The sequence below is a fragment of the Roseococcus sp. genome (genome assembly GCF_965227005.1).
Taxonomy (GTDB): domain Bacteria; phylum Pseudomonadota; class Alphaproteobacteria; order Acetobacterales; family Acetobacteraceae; genus Roseococcus.
Window position 1 is genome coordinate 69,983 of record NZ_CBDDFJ010000036.1, and the last position, 17,395, is coordinate 87,377.

Sequence of the window (17,395 nt, forward strand, 5' to 3'; positions counted from 1 at the left end):
CTTGGGGTTGAGGGCTAGCGTTCAAGCCTGAGCGAGCGTTCCGCCCCGCGCGCGTGCGCGGCCTCCGGCTCTTGCCCACGCGAGAATTTGAGGAAGCGGCCAATGTCGGCGCGCAGCTCGGAGAGCTGCTTGGCCTGGCCGCGTCGAAGCTCTTTGAACTGATCTTGAAGGACCGCGCGCTGGTCGCGCTGCTTGTCGATCACCGCCTGCCGTTCGGCGGCATGACGCTGGCGCGTCAGCTCGGCCTCAGCCTCATTTCCAGCGCGGACTTGCTGGTAGCGGCCCGTAATGCGGTGCCACAGGCCGAGAAGACCCTTGGGAAGCCGCGCCTGGCGCGCCTTCGTCTCGGTTTGCCATTCCGCCGCTTGGCGCTGGCCAACCTTCTTGCGCGCCTCCCTGTGGAGGTGCGTCATCTCCATCTTGTAGTGAGAAAGCTTGGCCGTGCGGGCGTGGAAGCGCGTTCGCGCTTCCTCAACATGACGCCGCAAGGCGGGCGTCATCCGCTCGCCTATGGCCTTGCGCGTGGCCTCGACGGTGGGGAGATCGTCGCCAGACCCCAGGCGCGCGCGGACATCTTTGGTTTTGAGATCGAGGGCGCGCGGCAGCGAATGGACCTCGCCGTCATGGTCCAGGACCACGAGGCCACGCTTGTCGCCCTTGGCGAGGAAGAAGCCACGCTCTTCCAGGCTGCGGTGGAAGGCGGCGCGGTTGTCCGAGCCTGCCCAGCAGGCTTGCAGCGCCTGTTTCGTCCAGCGGGGATCGACACCGCGCCGCTTGGCCTGCTGCCATTCGGCGAGATTGAAGTTGGTGGGATCGCGCTCCAGCGGCGCGGACATCCCGCGCGGCATCTTCCAGCCGTGCTCAAGATAGAGATCGCGCGAGACCTCCATCAGCCTGTTCTTGAAGAAGGAGAGCTGGCGCGCCGTCATGGTCGCCGCGTCGATGCGCGACCAGACGCAATGCGCGTGGAGGCGCCCTTCCTTTTCATGGAAGACGACGGCGCGCGGCTGGCCTTCCAGGCCGAGCCGTTCTTCGATGCTGCCAATCGCCCGCTCGAAGGCTTCCGGCTCGACGCGCGCGTCAGCCGGAGGGCTCAGGCTCAGGGAGAAAAGATACTGGCGGCACTTCGTACCGATGCTGACCGCCTCGGCCTCCTTGAACGCGCCACGCAGATCCTCCGAGACGAAGCCGCGCAGCTCGTGAAGCCGGACATGCTCATTCTCGTCAGCTCGCATGAGGTGAGCGGCGAGATCCTGGCCGCCGCTGCGCTGAGAGGCTTTGAGGATCATGCCCCGGCCTTCTGGAGGCCGAGGGCCTTGAGGAGCAGGCCGCGCATCTCCCGGACAGCCAGATAGGCGTCGTGGAGTTCGGCCTCCGTCTCCGGCGTCATCGGCAGCGAGCCGATGTTCGCCAGATGGGCGAGCTGGTTGAGGTTGCTGGCCAGGCGGCTATCGCCGAGCCGGGCCAGGAGCTTCGCCAGCGCCTCGCGGTCTTCGACCGCCAAGCCGCTCCGGCGCATCCGCGCCGGGGGCGGCGTGCCGACGACCTTGCTCTTTATATAGGTGCCGAGGGGCGCCCCCCCGGCTTCCGCCACGAGGCGGGCGCGTTCCTCCGCCGAGAGGCGGAGGCTGAAAGGCGCTGGACGTTTAGTCGACGGGGAGGGGCTGCTAGCCGCGAATTCCTGGGTTAGGGGCACGGCGGCACCGCAGCGTCTTGCGACGTGCGGTGCTCAAGGAAGGTGTTCCAATCGGCCAGGACCTCGATTATCTCATTCGAGGTAGCGCCATCCAGGCGCGCCATTCTGGAATCAACCATTGCAAGGCCGACCGTCGCCCTGAAGGGTAAGACGGATCAGGGATCGCAGTTTCGGTTCCCCCCTTGGACGCATGCCTTCCGCCAGAATCAGCTTCATGAACGCGAGGCGATCCTCCAACCTCCTCATGACCGATAAATTCCAATTCAAATGTTTTCGAGGAAGGTGAGTGCGTCTTCATGGCTCTCATCCAGGGCCTTCATGAAAACGCCGACATTGGCCGCGCGCTCGCGCGAGCAGCATCCAATCCCAAACTAGGCGGCACGTCGGCGAGGACGTGTTGCCGCCAGCCCTAAAAGGCCTGAAATTCGCGCTAATCGAGGAACGGGCCAGACCATAGCGAATTGCCATACAGGCCATGCGTTACGGAACTTGCCGAGGAAACTCGAAACGAAAAATTGGTGGAGCCAGTGATTTGCCTAAGTTGGACGAGAAGCTTGAGCCTATATTCGCCGATATCCTCCGCCGGAACTCCGGAGAAGTAGAGTTCCATCAGGCGGTCAAAGAGGTCTTCGAGAGCCTCGGGCGCGTTGTCGGCAAGAAGCCATCCTACCTCAACGATGCCCTCCTTGAACGGATTTGCGAGCCGGAGCGGCAGATCATCTTCCGCGTGCCGTGGACGGATGACAGCGGCCGCACGCATGTCAATCGTGGCTTCCGGGTCCAGTACAACTCGGCGCTCGGCCCCTATAAGGGCGGCCTTCGCTTTCATCCCTCGGTGAATCTCGGAATCATCAAGTTCCTGGGCTTCGAGCAGATGTTCAAGAACGCGCTCACCGGCATGCCCATCGGCGGCGGCAAGGGCGGCTCGGATTTCGATCCGAAGGGCCGGTCCGAAGCCGAGGTGATGCGGTTCTGCCAATCCTTCATGACGGAGCTGTACCGCCATCTCGGCGAGTACACGGACGTGCCCGCCGGCGACATGGGCGTGGGCGGGCGGGAGCTTGGCTACATGTTCGGCCAGTACAAGCGCATCACGAACCGGTACGAAGCGGGTGTTCTCACCGGAAAGGGCGTGGGCTGGGGCGGATCGCTGGTTCGCACCGAGGCGACCGGTTACGGCGCGAGCTACTTCGTGCAGGAGATGCTCCGCACCCGCGGCCAGGCCATCGAAGGCAAGCGCGTGGTCGTGTCCGGCTCGGGCAATGTCGCGATCTACACCGTTGAGAAGATCCACGAGCTCGGCGGCAAGGTCATCGCGATGTCTGACTCGGCGGGCTACGTCGTCGATGAGGAGGGTATCGACCTCGATCTCATCAAGGACATCAAGGAGAACCGCCGCGAGCGTATTTCGCAATACGTGAAGGAGCGCCCCTCGTCCCATCACTACGGCGAGGGCTCCATCTGGTCCGTTCCCTGCGACATCGCGATGCCCTCGGCAACCCAGAACGAGCTGACGGGCCGGGACGCGGAGATGCTGCTGCGCAACGGCGTGATCGCGGTCGCCGAGGGCGCGAATATGCCTTCGACGCCCGAAGCCGTCCGCGTCTTCCAGGAGGGGGGCGTGCTCTTCGGCCCCGGAAAGGCCGCGAACGCCGGCGGCGTCGCCACCAGCGCCCTGGAGATGCAGCAGAACGCTTCGCGCGATTCCTGGACCTTCGAGGCGACGGAAAAGCGCCTGGCGGACATCATGCGCGACATCCACCGGGCCTGTGCGGAGACCGCCAAGGAGTATGGGGCTTCGGACAACTACGTGCTGGGCGCGAATATCGTTGGCTTTAGCCGTGTGGCGGATGCCATGCGTTCCCACGGCGTCATCTGACGAGGGCGGCCGGAGATATCGCAGGGCCGGGGGCGGTACCCTCCGGCCGGAGGCTCAGTTGGGCGGAAGCCCGGAGATGCAGCGGCCCCGATGGTAGGGGCCGCTGGGGGTTCGTCACCCACAAGGGCACGCCATTCCGGCGGTACGGAGGCCGTACTTCTTGGCAAACCTCCGCCGACGCGTGCCGCGGTCCTTGGCTGGGCAGCCTGTCAGGACTTGCCCGCGTAGCTCTTCCCCATGCCCTGGGCGGGGTCGGCCTGGGGGCCATAGGGCATGATCGGATAACGCAGTCCGGCCTTGGCAAGGCCTTTCAAGCCTTCGATGGCGCGGGCGAGATCCGCCGGCGGGCAAGCCATGAGCATTTCATCATCGGCCACGCCGCCATAGCGGCGCTCGGCGTAGCAGGGCAGGGAGAGGCAGACCGTACGGTCGCGCAGGGCCCGGCCCCAGCTGTCGGCGCAGGCGCTCTCGCCGGTGATGGAGAAGTCATAGCGGCGATAATTGCGCCACTGCAGCCCATTGATGAAGAGGATCATCTGAGCCGGATTTGCATAGAAAAGGCAGACGTCCGGCGGGTCGAGCCGGGCGGAGCGCAGGGGCGACACGACGAGGCCGTGATACTCCGGCGGAACGCGCGGCATCTGCGCCTGGTGTGCCGCGGAGGCCTCGATGTTCTGGAACCAAACGCCATCCATCTTGCGGCCCGAGGTGTAGAGCTCGGAGGGCGCGTTCAGGCCGATGACGCCGCCGCAATTGCTGAACTCCGGCACGTTGTCGTGCGTGATGGCGAGGGTAAAGCCCGCCATGCGCGCCTGCGTGACGAGTTGGCAGGTGGAAAAGCGCGTGCCGGGCTGGGGCCTGCGCAGGCCTGGGATGGCCTCCATCTCCGCCTGATCGCGGAAGAGCTTCATGCCGAAAGGCAGGGTGCGAAGGCGCAGCAGATCGGAAAGCCCGTGGGCCAGTTCGGCTATGGCTGCGGCATTGGGCGTTGGAACATCGATCGAACCCTCGGGCATGGCGTATCCTCCGTCTTATGATTGCCTCCACGGTCGCACAGGCGGGATGGCGACGGAAGTCGATCGTTGCAAAGGCGAGCGTCGGCGGAAGGATGTCCTTTCGGTCGCTTCAGATGATCGAACCCGGAGGTAGGTATCAGGCGGCCAGGCCGGTCAGGATGACAGAGACACCGCTGCGTTCGCATTGCTTCCGCCGAGTGACAAAAACTCCCTGTCGTGGCCTAATGACCCTTCTGAATGGATGATCTCGCCACTCACTCCCCGCCCTATGACCTGTTGCGCCCCGAGCGACAGACGATCCCACTTGTCTTTGCCTCACCGCATTCTGGACGCGACTATCCGGACGATTTCCTCGCCTCGATCCGCCTGGACGCCATCGGCATCCGACGGAGCGAAGATGCTTTCGTCGATGAGCTTTTTGCCGCGGTTCCATCCATAGGCGCCCCGCTCCTGGCCGCGCGTTTTCCACGCGCCTGGTGTGACGCGAACCGCGAACCCTGGGAGCTGGACCCCGGCATGTTCGACACTCCCCTGCCAAGCTGGGTGAACAGTGCCAGCCCGCGGGTGGGGGCCGGGCTTGGAACGATCGCTCGGGTCGTGGCCACCGGCGAGACGATCTACCGCCATCGCCTGTCCTTCTGGGAGGCCGAGCGCCGGGTTCGTTCGTGCTGGGAGCCTTACCATGCGGCCCTTTCGGCGCTTATCGCCGAAACCAGGGATCGCTTTGGTCTCTGCCTGCTGATCGATTGTCATTCCATGCCGGCCCACCCGGCCCAGGCGCTGGATCCACCGGATTTCGTGCTCGGCGATGTCCATGGCACGACCTGCTCTCCGAAAGTGACGCGGGTGATGGAGGTCGGCCTTCAGAGGCTTGGCTATCGCGTTCGGCGCAATGATCCCTATGCGGGAGGTTACATCACCCGCCACTATGGGCGGCCACGGGAGGGCATTCATGTGATCCAGATGGAGATCGCCCGCCCGCTCTACATGGACGAGCAGCACATCCGCCGGAGCGCCAATTTCCCGAAACTTCAGGCCGACATCTCAGGCCTGGTGGCGAGCCTCGCGACCGAGGACTGGAAACTCCTGACCGCGAGATAGGCGCGTCAGTAGCTGCGAAGCAGCCCGATCAGCCGGCCCTGAACCTGCACCCGGTCAGGCCCGAAGATGCGGATTTCGTGATTGCGATTGGCGGGCTCCAGCGCCACGGAATTGCCGCGCCGCCTTAGCCGCTTCAGCGTGACCTCGTTTTCGTCCACAAGCGCCACGACGATATCGCCGTTTTCGGCCGAATCACCCCGGCAAATGACGACGGTGTCGCCATCCAGAATGCCGGCCTCGATCATGGAGTCGCCCGCGACTTCAAGCGCGTAGTGCTCTCCCGTCCCCAGCATGCTGACAGGCACGTCGACGCCTTGGCCTTGATCCCTCAAGGCCTCGATCGGAATGCCCGCGGCGATGCGCCCGAAGAGCGGAAGGGTGACGGAACTGGCTTTCTCCTGCTTCGGCGGGCGGCCGAAATTGCCCTGAACGACGTTCGCGGCGATTTCTTCGGCGGCGTCCACGCGCGGAGGGATGGCGCTGCCCGGGAGCCGCACGACTTCCAGGGCGCGGGCCCGGTGCGCGCGGCGGCGGAGGAAGCCACGCTCTTCCAAGGCCGTGATGAGGCGATGGATGCCCGATTTCGACTTGAGGTCGAGCGCCGCCTTCATCTCATCGAAGGAAGGGGAAAAACCCGTCTCCTCAAGATGCTGATTGATGAACATGAGCAATTCATGTTGCTTCCGCGTAAGCATCGGATTTGAACCTCTCCCGTAGAGGGGAACATGGGTTCCCCTTAGGCCGGCGTGAACAAACCGGCAACTCGAAATTCGTTCTAGAAAGGTTCTGCCGGATCAGTCAATCGAAAAAATGGTGTCGGTCCAGTGATTTGTCAGTTCGGCAACCCTTGCGGCATCGCGGGGTGACAGGGCATGGGTGACAGGGTGGTTTCAGATATGAACTTGCTGGTGATCGGCCTGGGCTTCAGCGGCTCTGCGATCGCATCCCTCGCGGCCCGCAGCGGCATCCGCGTGACGGGAACGGTGCGCGACCTTAGGGCCGCTTCCGCCCCTCACGGCGTCCAACTGGTGGGTTTCGACGACGCGGCAGCCTTTGCCAACGCGACACATCTCGTCGTCACCACGCCACCCGGTCCCATGGGCGATCCGGTTTGGGCGCTGCATGAGCGGGCGCTTCGCGCGGCGCCATTGCGTTGGATCGGCTATCTTTCGACGACGGGTGTTTACGGGGACCGCGCCGGGGAATGGGTGGATGAAGGCACTCCACCGTCGCCGGGCCAGGCCAGGAGCAGGCGGAGGCTGGACGCGGAGCTGCAATGGGCGGGGCTGGGATCGCGCCTGGCGGTCGATCTTTTCCGCACGGCGGGCATCTACGGCCCTGGCCGCAATGCCTTTGCGGACCTCCGGGCGGGATCCGCGCGCCGCGTCATAAAGCCCGGCCATACCTTCGGCCGGATTCATCGCGATGACATCGCGCGGGCCGTGCTCGCGGCTCTGCTGGGATCGCAAAGGCCGGGCCCACGTGTCCTTCATCTGGCCGATGACGAGCCGGCGGCGCCGGCCGAAGTCACGGCCGAGGCGGCGCGGCTTCTCGGCATTCCCCCGCCCTCCGGGATTTCCTTCGCCGAAGCCTGGGCCGGGATGAGCGAGATGGGACGAAGCTTCTGGTCTGAGAACCGCCGCGTTTCCAGCATCGGGACAAAGGCCGCCCTCGGTCTCGATTGGGCCTATCCCAGCTATCGCGAAGGCCTACGCGCCATCCTCGCCGAGGAGCGCGCCGAGGGTGCGCCCGAGTAGGGCCAGATCCTCGGGCGTGGACAGTCGATGATCGCCGGACTTGATGAGCGTGACCTCCACGTCGCGGCCGGCGATGCGCTCGGCGAGGCGCAGGCTGTGCTGCCACGGGACGTCCGGATCGTCCTGGCCGTGCAGCAGTCGGACCGGGTGATGCAGGGCGATCGGGCCGCCCAGAACCAGATGATTTCGCCCGTCCTCAATCAGGGCGCGGGTGATCGGATAGGCATCCCCATATTCGCTGGGCCGCATCCAGGCCCCTTCGCGCTCGATCTGGTCCCGGACCGTGGCCGGAAATTCGGACCACATGAGTTCTTCCGTGAAGTCGGGTGCGGCGGCGATGCCGATCAGCCCGGCCACACGGTCGGGATGGCGCAGCGCCAGCAGGAGCGCGATCCAGCCGCCCATCGAGGAGCCGATCAGGATCTGCGGACCCTGGGTCAATTCCTCCAGGACGGCGGCCGCGTCGGCCGTCCACTTCCCGATGGTCCCGTCCTCGAATCGGCCGCCCGAGGTGCCATGCCCGCTATAATCGAAGCGCAGGAAGGCCCGGCCGCGGGTCGCGCACCATTCCGCGAGATAGGCGGCCTTGCTGCCGGTCATGTCGCTGTGGAAGCCGCCGAGAAAGACGACGCCGGGCCCTTTCCCGGCCAGAGCGCGGTAGGCGAGGGGCGTGTCGCCGAGGGTGCCGATGCGTTCCTTCATGCACTCCCGATGGCATGCATGGTTGCCGTCGTCCATGGCCGGGATTAGCAACGCGCCACATGCCACGCTCCCCCGCCATTCTGCAGGTCTTGCCAGCGCTGGAATCCGGTGGCGTCGAGCGTGGAACCCTGGAAATCGCCGAGGCCATCCAGGCCGCCGGCTACCGCGCGATCGTCGCATCTGCCGGGGGGCGGCTCGTGCCGGAGCTCGAGGCGCTGGGCGCCAGGCATGTGACGCTGCCGCTCGTCACCAAGTCGCCGACGGGCATCTGGCGCAATGCCGATCGGCTCGCGGCACTTGCCTCGGAGGAGGGGGTTGCCATCATCCATGCCCGCTCGCGGGCTCCCGCCTGGTCCGCGCTGATGGCCGCGCGGCGGAGCGGCGCGCATTTCGTCACGACCTATCACGGCACCTATGGCGAGGGCTGGCCGGGGAAGCGGCTGTACAATTCCGTGATGGCGCGCGGCGAGCGGGTCATCGCCATCAGCCGGCACATCGCGGACCACATCCGGCGCATCTATGGCGACGGGCCGGCGATCCGCATGATCCCTCGCGGCGTGGATCCGCGGCGCTTCGATGCGGCGAAGGTTGATCTGTCGCGGGTCATCGCCCTGCGCGACGCCTGAGTCCTTGCCCGAGGACACCGGGATCGTGCTCCTTCCGGCGCGGATGACGCGATGGAAGGGCCATGACGTGCTGATCCGGGCGTTGCCCCAGCCTCCCCGGAGTGATCGCGGTCCTGGCCGGCGATACCGCAGGGCGCGAGCGCTATGTGGGCGAACTCCGGGCCCTCGCCGAGCAGCTCGGGGTCACCGATCGCCTTCGTTTCGCCGGCCACGTCTCGGACATGCCAGCGGCCATGCTGGCGGCGAACCTCGTGGTCCATGCCAGCACGGAGCCCGAAGCCTTCGGCCGGACCGTGACCGAGGCGCAGGCACTCGGGCGCCCCATCATTGCCTCCGATCTCGGCGGCCCTCGGGAAACGATCGAGGATGGCGTCACCGGTTGGCTCACCCCTCCTGGGGATGTGGCCGCGCTGTCCGCCACGATCGCCCGTGTCCTGGCCATGCCCGCCGAAAGCCTTCGGGCGGTCGGGGAGGCGGCGCGACAGCGAGTGCCCACCCTGGAAGCCATGCAGGCGCAGACGCTGGCCGTCTATCGGGAATTGCTGTGACCCAGCGGATCCTCGTCATCAAGCTCGCCGCGCTCGGCGACTTCGTGCAGGCCTTCGGCCCCTTCGCCGCCATCCGGGCACACCACCCGGAGGCGGAGATCACGCTCCTGACGACGGGGCTCTTCGCGACACTGGCCGCCGAAAGCCCCTGGTTCGACCGGGTCTGGTCCGACGGCAGGCCCAGCTGGTGGAGCCCTGGAGCCGTTCTGCGCCTGGCGCGACGTCTGCGAGGCGCCGGCTTCGATCGTGTCTATGACCTGCAGACCTCCGGGCGATCCTCGCGCTACCGGCTCTTCGTCGGCCGTCGTGCCGAATGGTCGGGCATCGCTCCGGGGGCTTCGCATCCGGACACCGATCCGCAGCGCGATCTTCTGCATACGGCGGAGCGGCAGCGCGGGCAGCTCGTCGCCGCGGGGATCACAGCCTTCCCCGCGCCCCAACCTCGATTGGCTCGAAGCCGATGTTTCGGCTCTGGGCCTGCCGCCCCGTTTCGCGCTGATGCTTCCTGGGGCTTCCCCGGCGCGTCCGGGAAAGCGCTGGCCGGCAGAGCGGTTCGGCACCCTGGCTGCCCACCTCGACCTGCCGTCGGTGATCTGCGGCATCGCCAGCGAAACGCCGCTGGCGGAGGAAATCCGGCGCCTCGCGCCGCAGTCCATGGACCTGACTGGCCGGACGAACCTGCGACAGCTTGCCGCCGTCGCGCGTCGCGCGACCCTCGCAATCGGCAATGACAGCGGTCCGACGCATTTGGCGGCCGCCATGGGGTGCCCGACCGTCGCTCTGTTCGGTTCAGAGAGCGATCCTGCCCTCTGCGCTCCCCGCGGACGGGCCGTGACGGTCCTGCGGCGCCGGCCGATCTCGGCGCTTCCCGTGGAGGAAGTGCTTCAGGCCGCCGGCGGCTGATCCGCCCATTCCGGGCGGAGCACATGTCCCCCGCCCGGGCCGTCGCGGCGGATGAAGCCGCCGGCCGCTGTCAGCAGGGCATCGAGCGAGCCGTAGCCGGCAAAGTCGCTCCCGCGCAGGGTCTGCCCGGTTCGGTTCCGTACCATCTGCCCGAGATGGGGGACGTGCACGGGATCCTGGGCCTCCGTCATGATGTCGCGAACGACGGCGAGCAGATCGGCCGGGCTCGCCGCGCCAAAGGCTTCGCCGGGCTCCGGCGAGGCTTGCCAACCCAGCCAGCCCGCGAGCACATCCAGCCCGATGATCTCGTCGGCGGCCGCGCGGACGATGCGTCCGACCTCGGGGTGGGCGACCAGCCGTGTGCGCCGGTCCGCCGCGCGCAGCCGAACCAGCAACGGAACGAAGTCGGAATCCGTGGAGAGCAGCATGAACTCGTCGCAAGGCGCCGCCCCCAGCATGGTCTCGAAGGCATCCAGCGCGATGCGGAGGTCGGCGGCATTCTTCAACCGCGTCAGCCGCGGGCAGTCGATCACCTCGAAACCCGCAGCCATGAAGGCCCAGCGGAACTCGCCATAGCGAAAGCGCGAACCGGCCTCGTCATCCAGGACTCCGGCTGGATTCATGTAGCATCGTCGGAGCAGGGCGCGGCGGGGACGATCTTCCAGTAGCCGCTCCAGCCAGATTTCCGGCTGTTGCGCGAAGCGCAGCGCAACCTCGCTGCCCGCGCCGTCCCGCAGGCCCGAGACGAGGTTGTCGAAATCCAGAAAGATCGCGGTACGCAATTCGGGCATTGGGGACATGTCTGTTTTTGCGCCTTCGGCGCGGCTGGGGCAATGCGCCGGGCCTTGACCGGGCAGGGCGCTCTCCCCATGGTCCGCCGTTCGCTTCCACGCCAGCTACAGCAAGAGATATACAGAGATGCCTGCGATCACCCTTCCCGACGGTTTCCATCCGCCAGTTCGATGGTGCGGTGACCGGCACGGACGTGGCCGCGGCGATCGGGCCCGGCCTCGCCAAGGCGGCCCTCGCCATGGAGGTGAATGGCAAGCTCGTCGATCTCTCCGATTCGATCGAGGCGGACGCGTCCCTGCGCTTCATCACGCGCCGCGATCCGGAGGCGCTGGCGCTCATCCGGCACGATACGGCGCATGTGCTGGCGGAGGCCGTCCAGGAGCTGTTTCCGGGCACGCAGGTCACCATCGGCCCGTCGATCGAGAACGGTTTCTACTACGATTTCTCCCGCAACGAGGCCTTCACCCCCGACGACTTCGCCGCCATCGAGGCGAAGATGCGCGAGATCATCGGCCGCGGCGCCCGCTTCCAGCGCAGCGTGGTGAGCCGCGAGGAGGCGATCGACCTCTTCACCAAGAAGGGCGAGCGCTTCAAGGTCGAGCTCATCCAGGACCTGCCCGGGACCGAGACCATCAGCCTCTATAGCCAGGGCGACTGGATCGACCTCTGCCGCGGCCCGCATATGCGCAGCACGGCCGATATCGGCGTGGCCTTCAAGCTGACCAAGGTCGCGGGCGCCTATTGGCGCGGCAAGCCGGAAAACCCCGTCCTGTCGCGCATCTATGGCACCGCCTGGCGCGACCAGAAGGAGCTCGACGCCTATCTCCACATGATCGAGGAGGCCGAGAAGCGCGACCACCGGCGCATCGGCAAGGAGATGAACCTCTTCCATCTCCAGGAAGAGGCGATGGGCAGCGTCTTCTGGCATCCGAAGGGCTGGAAGCTCTACCGGACGGTCGAGGACTATATGCGCCGTCGCCTGGACGCGGCCGACTACCAGGAGGTCAAGACCCCCCAGCTCGTCGACCGCCGGCTCTGGGAGGCCTCGGGCCACTGGGAAAAGTTCCGCCACGCCATGTTCCTCGCCAAGGTCGAGGACAAGGACGAGGGCGACCGCACCTATGCGCTGAAGCCCATGAACTGCCCCTGTCATGTGCAGATCTTCAACCAGGGCATTCGCAGCTATCGCGAATTGCCGCTGCGCATGGCGGAATTCGGCGCCTGCCATCGCTTCGAGCCTTCGGGCGCGCTGCACGGCATCATGCGCGTGCGGTCCTTCACCCAGGACGACGCGCATATCTTCTGCGAGGAGCACCAGATCGCCGATGAGACGGTGCGCTTCGTGGCGCTGCTCTCGGATATCTACCGCGATCTGGGCTTCAGCGAGTTCCGCGTGAAGTTCAGCGACCGCCCGGAAACGCGTGCTGGCGACGACGCCACCTGGGATCGCGCGGAGGGCGCGCTGAAGGAAGCCTGCGCCATCGCGGGTGTCGATTTCGAGCTGAATCCCGGAGAGGGCGCCTTCTACGGCCCGAAGCTGGAATTCGTGCTGCGGGACGCGATCGGCCGAGACTGGCAGTGCGGCACGCTCCAGGTCGACTTCGTGATGCCGGAGCGGTTGGACGCGGTCTATGCCGCTGAGGACGGGACCCGCAAGCGGCCCGTCATGCTGCACCGCGCCATTCTTGGGAGCTTCGAGCGCTTCCTGGGCATGCTGATCGAGCAATATGCCGGCCGCTTCCCGCTGTGGCTGGCGCCGGTGCAGGTGGTGGTAGCGACCATCGTCTCCGATGCCGACGATTACGCGCGCGAGGTGAAGGCAGCCTTCGACAAGGCGGGGATCCGCGCCGAGCTCGACCTGCGGAACGAGAAGATCAACCGCAAGGTCGTCGACCACATCGACCAGCGGGTGCCGGTGCTCGCCGTCCTGGGGCGGCGTGAGGCCGAACAGAGGCAGGTTGTTCTTCGGCGGCTGCCCGGCCGGGAGCAGGAAGTGTTTTCGCTGGCCGATGCGGTGGCGCATCTGGCAAAGGAGGCAACCCCTCCCGATATGGGTGACCTGCCCGTTGGTGATGTTGCAGCGTGACGCGCCACGTTCCATAACGCGCGCTTGATTTACCATAACTGAGACAGGAGACGACCATAGCACGAGGCCCTATGCCCCCGACGCCCCCCTCACGTGAGGGGCCACGCGTGAACGAGGAGATCCGTGTTCCGCAGGTGCGCCTTATTGACGAGGCGGGCGAGATGCTTGGCGTGATGAGTATTCGCGATGCGCTTTACAAGGCGTACCAGTCGGGACTCGACCTGCTCGAGATCAGCCCGAACGCGGTTCCGCCTGTCTGCAAGATCACGGACTATGGCAAGTTCAAGTACGAGCAGCAGAAGAAGGCCAACGAGGCCCGCAAGAAGCAAAAGGTCGTCGAAATCAAGGAGATCAAGGTTCGTCCGAACATTGATGACCATGATTACGACGTGAAGATGCGGCAGGCGAAGAGCTTCATCGGCGAGGGCGACAAGGTGAAGGTCACCCTTCGTTTCCGCGGCCGCGAGATGGCGCACCAGGAGCTCGGCGTGAAGCTGCTGGAGCGGATTCGCACCGAGCTGGTCGAGCTGGTGAAGGTCGAGTCCATGCCTCGCCTCGAGAACCGCCAGATGATCATGGTGCTGGCGCCCAAGTAGCGCCGGCGGCACTGTTTGCCGGGCCGGTGGCCCGGCATCCCGGGGCCTGGCTATTGACTTTCGACGCCTGGGCGCTTAGGCGCCTCCTGCCGGGATAGTCCGGTTATGGTTCCGCATCAGGCGGAATCCCCGTCGCTCCGCGAGATTCGCGCAGCGGCGCATTTTTGTATGGGGTGAGTTTCGCGTGTTCGAGGCGTTGGGCAACAGGCTTCAGGGAGTGTTCGACCGGCTTCGCGGCCGTGGCGCGCTGTCCGAGGCTGACGTCTCCGACGCGCTGCGCGAGGTGCGGGTTGCCCTGCTTGAGGCCGACGTCGCGCTGCCCGTCGTTCGCGACATCATCGCGAAGGTCCGCGAGGGCGCTGTCGGGCAGGAGGTCATCCGCTCGATCCAGCCTTGGTCAGCAGGTGGTCAAGATCGTCCACGACGCGTTGGTCGAGGCGCTGGGCGGTGGCGATGAGGGGCCGCGTGGCCTCGACCTGAACGCGCCTTCGCCCCTGCCGATCCTGATGGTTGGCCTCCAGGGTTCGGGCAAGACCACCACCTCCGGCAAGATCGCCCTGCGTCTGCGCACGCGTGATCGCAAGAAGGTGCTGCTGGCGAGCCTGGACGTGCATCGTCCCGCCGCCCAGTTGCAGCTGGCGCAGCTCGCCGAGCGTGCGGAAGTGGTCAGCCTGCCCATCATCGCCGGCGAGACCCCGCTCCAGATCGCTGAACGCGCCATGGATCTGGGCCGGCGTGAGCTTTACGACATCGTCATCCTCGATACCGCCGGTCGCCTTGCGATCGACGATGCGCTGATGGACGAGGTGGCCGCGGTCAAGGCCGCGGTGAAGCCGCACGAGACCCTGCTCGTCGTCGACGCGATGACCGGCCAGGACTCGGTGAATACGGCGCGCGCTTTCAACGAGCGCGTCGGCATCACCGGCATCGTCATGACGCGCGTCGATGGCGATGCGCGCGGCGGTGCGGCCCTTTCCATGCGCGCGGTCACCGGCGCGCCGATCAAGCTGCTGGGCGCGGGCGAGAAGCTCGACGCGCTCGAGGATTTCCATCCCGATCGCATCGCCAGCCGCATCCTGGGCATGGGCGACATCGTCTCCCTCGTGGAGCGCGCGGCCGAGACCATCGACCAGGCCGAGGCCGAAAAGCTCGCGGCGCGCATGCAGAAGGGGCAGTTCAGCCTCGAGGACTATGCGAGCCAGCTGAAGCAGATCGGCAAGATGGGCAATCTCTCGGGCATCATGGGCATGCTGCCCGGCGCCCAGAAGATCAAGCAGCAGCTCGGCGACGCCAATCTCGATCAGTCGATCCTGAAGCGTCAGGCGGCCATCATCGGGAGCATGACGCTCGGCGAGCGTCGCAAGCCCGAGATCATCAAGGCGTCGCGCAAGAAGCGCATCGCCAGCGGCTCCGGCTCCTCCGTGCAGGAGGTGAACAAGCTGCTCAAACAGTTCGAGGACATGCGCGACATGATGAAGCGCATGAACAAGATGGGTCAGAAGGGGCTGATGCGTGGCGGGCTCGCCGCGCTCCTCCCCCAAGGCCGCAGGCCGTTCTGAGAATGAACCGGCCGTTCCCCATTTCCAGTTCCAACTAAGGAGAGACCCCGATGGGCCTTAAGATCCGCCTTGCCCGCGCCGGCGCCAAGAAGCGCCCCTACTACCACATCGTGGTGGCCGACAGCCGTTCGCCGCGCGACGGCCGCTTCATCGAGAAGCTGGGCAGCTACAACCCGATGCTGCCGGCCGAGCATGCGGACCGCATTCGCCTGCAGGAAGAGAAGATCAAGGAGTGGATCGGCAAGGGCGCCCTCGCGACCGATCGCGTGGCGAAGTTCCTCGGCAAGGCCGGCGTCATCCCGATGCCCGTGTTCCCCGAGCAGCCCAAGCAGTCCGCGCCGAAGAAGAAGGCGCAGGAACGCGCCGCTGCTTCCGCCGCGCGCTGATCTGAAGGCATTGGGCTGAAGGCAGATGACGGAGACGAAGGTCCTGTTGGGCGAGATCGGAAGGCCGCACGGTGTGCGCGGCCTTGTGCACGTCCGCAGCTTCACCGCCGAGCCGGAAGACCTGACCGCCTATGGCCCGCTGACGGATGAGAGCGGTACCCGGCGCTTCGCGTTGGAGTTGCTCTCGGGCGATCTGGCCCGGATCGATGGCGTCGCGGACCGGGATGCCGCTGCGCGGCTGACCGGGACGAAGCTCTACGTCCCGCGTGATGCGCTGCCGTCGCCCGAGGATCCGGACGAGTTCTATCTGTCCGACCTGGAGGGGCTCTCCGCCTTCACTGAGGCTGGCGCTCCGCTGGGGCGCGTGCGCGCGGTCGAGGATCACGGGGCAGGGGCTTTCCTCGTCCTGGAAGGGCCGCCCGAGCGGTTGATTCCCTTCACGGAGGCGGCCGTTCCGATGGTCGATCTTCGCGCGGGGCGCATCACTGTGGTGCCGCCTGAGGAAATCATCGTGGATGAGCAGGGGGCGGCATGAGCTGGTCAGCCACCGTCCTGACTCTCTTCCCGGAGATGTTCCCCGGGTCGCTCGGCGTGTCCCTGGCGGGGCGTGCCATGCGCGAGGGTATCTGGTCCTGCGAGGCGCGCGACATTCGCGCGCATGCGCTGGATCGCCACCGGACGGTGGACGACACGCCCTTTGGCGGCGGTGCGGGAATGGTCATGCGTCCGGATGTGGTGGACACGGCGATTGCCGCGGCCATGCCGGAGGGGGATACCCGCCCGCTGATCTATCTGACGCCGCGTGGCCGGCTGCTGGACCAGAGGCTGGTGCAGGAGCTTGCCGCTGGACCTGGAGCGGTGCTCCTCTGCGGCCGCTACGAGGGTGTCGATCAGCGCGTGATCGAAGCGCGTGGCATGATCGAGGTCTCGATCGGCGACTATGTGCTCTCCGGCGGCGAGTTGGCGGCCTTGACGCTGCTCGATGCCTGCGTCCGGCTTCTGCCGGGTGTGATGGGGGCGGCCGAGAGCGCGGTCGAGGAAAGCCATAGCGCTGGCCTTCTTGAATACGCCCAATACACACGGCCTGCCGAGTGGCAGGGCCGTGCCGTGCCGCAAGTGCTGCTCTCCGGCCACCACGCCGAAGTGGCCCGCTGGCGGCGGCAGGAATCTGAGGCCGCGACGCGCGAGCGCCGGCCTGACCTTTGGACCCGAATGCAGGTTGCCGGCGGCGGCGCCGCAGCCTAAATCCCTATCTCGAAAGGACTAAGCCCATGAACCTGTTGCAGCAATTCGACGCCGACCAGAAGGCCCGCCTCGTCGCTACGCGTCCGGTGCCTGAGTTCGCGCCGGGCGACACCGTTCGCGTCATGGTGAAGGTGGTCGAAGGCGAGCGCGTTCGCACCCAGGCCTATGAGGGCGTCGTGATCGCGCGCTCCAACCGCGGCCTGCACAGCAACTTCACGGTGCGCAAGCTCTCCTACGGCGAGGGCGTGGAGCGCGTCTTCCCGCTGCACTCCCCGGCGATTGCCGAGATCTCCGTGGTGCGTCGCGGCAAGGTGCGTCGCGCCAAGCTGTACTACCTGCGTGGTCGCACGGGTAAGTCGGCCCGCATCGCCGAGAAGCTGGGTCTGCGGACGCCGGCTGCGGCGCCGGCCGCTGCCAAGGACGCCGGGGAGGCCTGAAGCCCCCTCGCAGGCCGCGCCGCAAGGCGCGGCCTTTTTTGATCGATACCCGGTTTGGGGGAAATG

The 17,395-nt window shown here is 66.4% G+C and carries 16 protein-coding genes and 3 pseudogenes; 13 read left to right on the forward strand and 6 right to left on the reverse strand.

Annotated elements, in window-relative coordinates; genetic code table 11:
- Positions 1-14: 14 nt before the first annotated feature.
- Together ACO057_RS17740 and ACO057_RS17745 are read right to left on the reverse strand one after the other, a co-directional pair.
- Positions 15-1,289, reverse strand: coding sequence for a relaxase/mobilization nuclease domain-containing protein (locus ACO057_RS17740; protein WP_421993940.1), 1,275 nt, complete (start codon positions 1,287-1,289; stop codon positions 15-17).
- Entirely contained in the window at positions 1,286-1,594 is a 309-nt protein-coding gene (locus ACO057_RS17745; RefSeq protein WP_421993941.1) for a hypothetical protein, read from the reverse strand. Before ACO057_RS17745 ends, ACO057_RS17740 begins: the two co-directional genes overlap by 4 nt.
- 577 nt (positions 1,595-2,171) lie before the next feature.
- On the opposite strand from ACO057_RS17745, the gene gdhA reads away from it, so the two are divergent.
- A complete protein-coding gene (gdhA, locus tag ACO057_RS17750) occupies positions 2,172-3,575 on the forward strand; it encodes an NADP-specific glutamate dehydrogenase (protein WP_421993942.1) in 1,404 nt (467 codons plus the stop codon).
- Positions 3,576-3,784: 209 nt separating this feature from the next.
- Here gdhA and ACO057_RS17755 read toward each other — a convergent pair whose 3' ends face one another.
- A complete protein-coding gene (locus ACO057_RS17755; RefSeq protein ID WP_421993943.1) occupies positions 3,785-4,591 on the reverse strand; it encodes a DUF169 domain-containing protein in 807 nt (268 codons plus the stop codon).
- Positions 4,592-4,828: 237 nt separating this feature from the next.
- Between ACO057_RS17755 and ACO057_RS17760 the strand changes: the two genes are divergently transcribed.
- On the forward strand, positions 4,829-5,692 hold the full coding sequence (locus ACO057_RS17760; RefSeq protein ID WP_421993944.1) for an N-formylglutamate amidohydrolase: 864 nt from the start codon (positions 4,829-4,831) through the stop codon (positions 5,690-5,692).
- A gap of 5 nt (positions 5,693-5,697) precedes the next feature.
- On the opposite strand, the gene lexA is transcribed toward ACO057_RS17760, so the two are convergent.
- Positions 5,698-6,387, reverse strand: coding sequence for a transcriptional repressor LexA (gene lexA / locus ACO057_RS17765; protein WP_421993945.1), 690 nt, complete (start codon positions 6,385-6,387; stop codon positions 5,698-5,700).
- 177 nt (positions 6,388-6,564) lie between these two features.
- Between lexA and ACO057_RS17770 the strand changes: the two genes are divergently transcribed.
- Positions 6,565-7,449 carry an SDR family NAD(P)-dependent oxidoreductase gene (locus ACO057_RS17770; RefSeq protein WP_421993946.1) on the forward strand — a complete coding sequence of 295 codons (885 nt, stop codon included), beginning with the start codon at positions 6,565-6,567 and terminating at the stop codon, positions 7,447-7,449.
- Here the strand turns inward: ACO057_RS17770 and ACO057_RS17775 are convergent.
- Positions 7,402-8,151 carry an alpha/beta hydrolase gene (locus ACO057_RS17775; RefSeq protein ID WP_421993947.1) on the reverse strand — a complete coding sequence of 250 codons (750 nt, stop codon included), beginning with the start codon at positions 8,149-8,151 and terminating at the stop codon, positions 7,402-7,404. The two genes, ACO057_RS17770 and ACO057_RS17775, sit on opposite strands and share 48 nt — an antisense overlap.
- Positions 8,152-8,210: 59 nt before the next feature.
- Between ACO057_RS17775 and ACO057_RS17780 the strand changes: the two genes are divergently transcribed.
- The 3 genes and pseudogenes from ACO057_RS17780 to ACO057_RS17790 all read left to right on the forward strand — a co-directional run bounded on the left by ACO057_RS17780 (position 8,211) and on the right by ACO057_RS17790 (position 10,228).
- Positions 8,211-8,777, forward strand: a complete 567-nt coding sequence (locus ACO057_RS17780) for a glycosyltransferase (RefSeq protein WP_421993948.1) — start codon at positions 8,211-8,213, stop codon at positions 8,775-8,777.
- Positions 8,778-8,878: 101 nt separating this feature from the next.
- Complete coding sequence (locus ACO057_RS17785; protein WP_421993949.1) at positions 8,879-9,325, forward strand: glycosyltransferase; 447 nt, start codon at positions 8,879-8,881, stop codon at positions 9,323-9,325.
- Positions 9,316-10,228: pseudogene (locus ACO057_RS17790) on the forward strand (glycosyltransferase family 9 protein). The gene ACO057_RS17785 and the pseudogene ACO057_RS17790 overlap by 10 nt, the downstream one beginning before the upstream one ends.
- On the opposite strand, the gene ACO057_RS17795 reads toward ACO057_RS17790, so the two are convergent.
- Entirely contained in the window at positions 10,210-11,019 is an 810-nt protein-coding gene (locus ACO057_RS17795; protein ID WP_421993950.1) for an NYN domain-containing protein, read from the reverse strand. The pseudogene ACO057_RS17790 and the gene ACO057_RS17795 overlap by 19 nt on opposite strands.
- Positions 11,020-11,146: 127 nt before the next feature.
- On the opposite strand from ACO057_RS17795, the pseudogene thrS reads away from it, so the two are divergent.
- The 7 genes and pseudogenes from thrS (at position 11,147) to rplS (ending at position 17,329) form a co-directional block, all read left to right on the forward strand.
- Positions 11,147-13,106, forward strand: a pseudogene (thrS, locus tag ACO057_RS17800) (threonine--tRNA ligase).
- A 71-nt stretch (positions 13,107-13,177) separates the two neighbouring features.
- Positions 13,178-13,702, forward strand: coding sequence for a translation initiation factor IF-3 (infC, locus tag ACO057_RS17805; protein ID WP_421993951.1), 525 nt, complete (start codon positions 13,178-13,180; stop codon positions 13,700-13,702).
- 184 nt (positions 13,703-13,886) lie between these two features.
- Positions 13,887-15,261: pseudogene (gene ffh / locus ACO057_RS17810) on the forward strand (signal recognition particle protein).
- A 50-nt stretch (positions 15,262-15,311) separates the two neighbouring features.
- Positions 15,312-15,647: a 30S ribosomal protein S16 gene (gene rpsP / locus ACO057_RS17815; RefSeq protein WP_421993952.1), complete on the forward strand. Its 336-nt coding sequence runs from the start codon at positions 15,312-15,314 to the stop codon at positions 15,645-15,647.
- 25 nt (positions 15,648-15,672) lie between these two features.
- Positions 15,673-16,182 (forward strand): ribosome maturation factor RimM, encoded by a 510-nt coding sequence (gene rimM / locus ACO057_RS17820; RefSeq protein WP_421993953.1) that lies wholly within the window; start codon positions 15,673-15,675, stop codon positions 16,180-16,182.
- Complete coding sequence (trmD, locus tag ACO057_RS17825; protein WP_421993954.1) at positions 16,179-16,892, forward strand: tRNA (guanosine(37)-N1)-methyltransferase TrmD; 714 nt, start codon at positions 16,179-16,181, stop codon at positions 16,890-16,892. Before rimM ends, trmD begins: the two co-directional genes overlap by 4 nt.
- Before the next feature lie 26 nt (positions 16,893-16,918).
- Complete coding sequence (gene rplS / locus ACO057_RS17830) at positions 16,919-17,329, forward strand: 50S ribosomal protein L19 (protein ID WP_421993955.1); 411 nt, start codon at positions 16,919-16,921, stop codon at positions 17,327-17,329.
- The last annotated feature ends 66 nt before the right edge of the window (positions 17,330-17,395 follow it).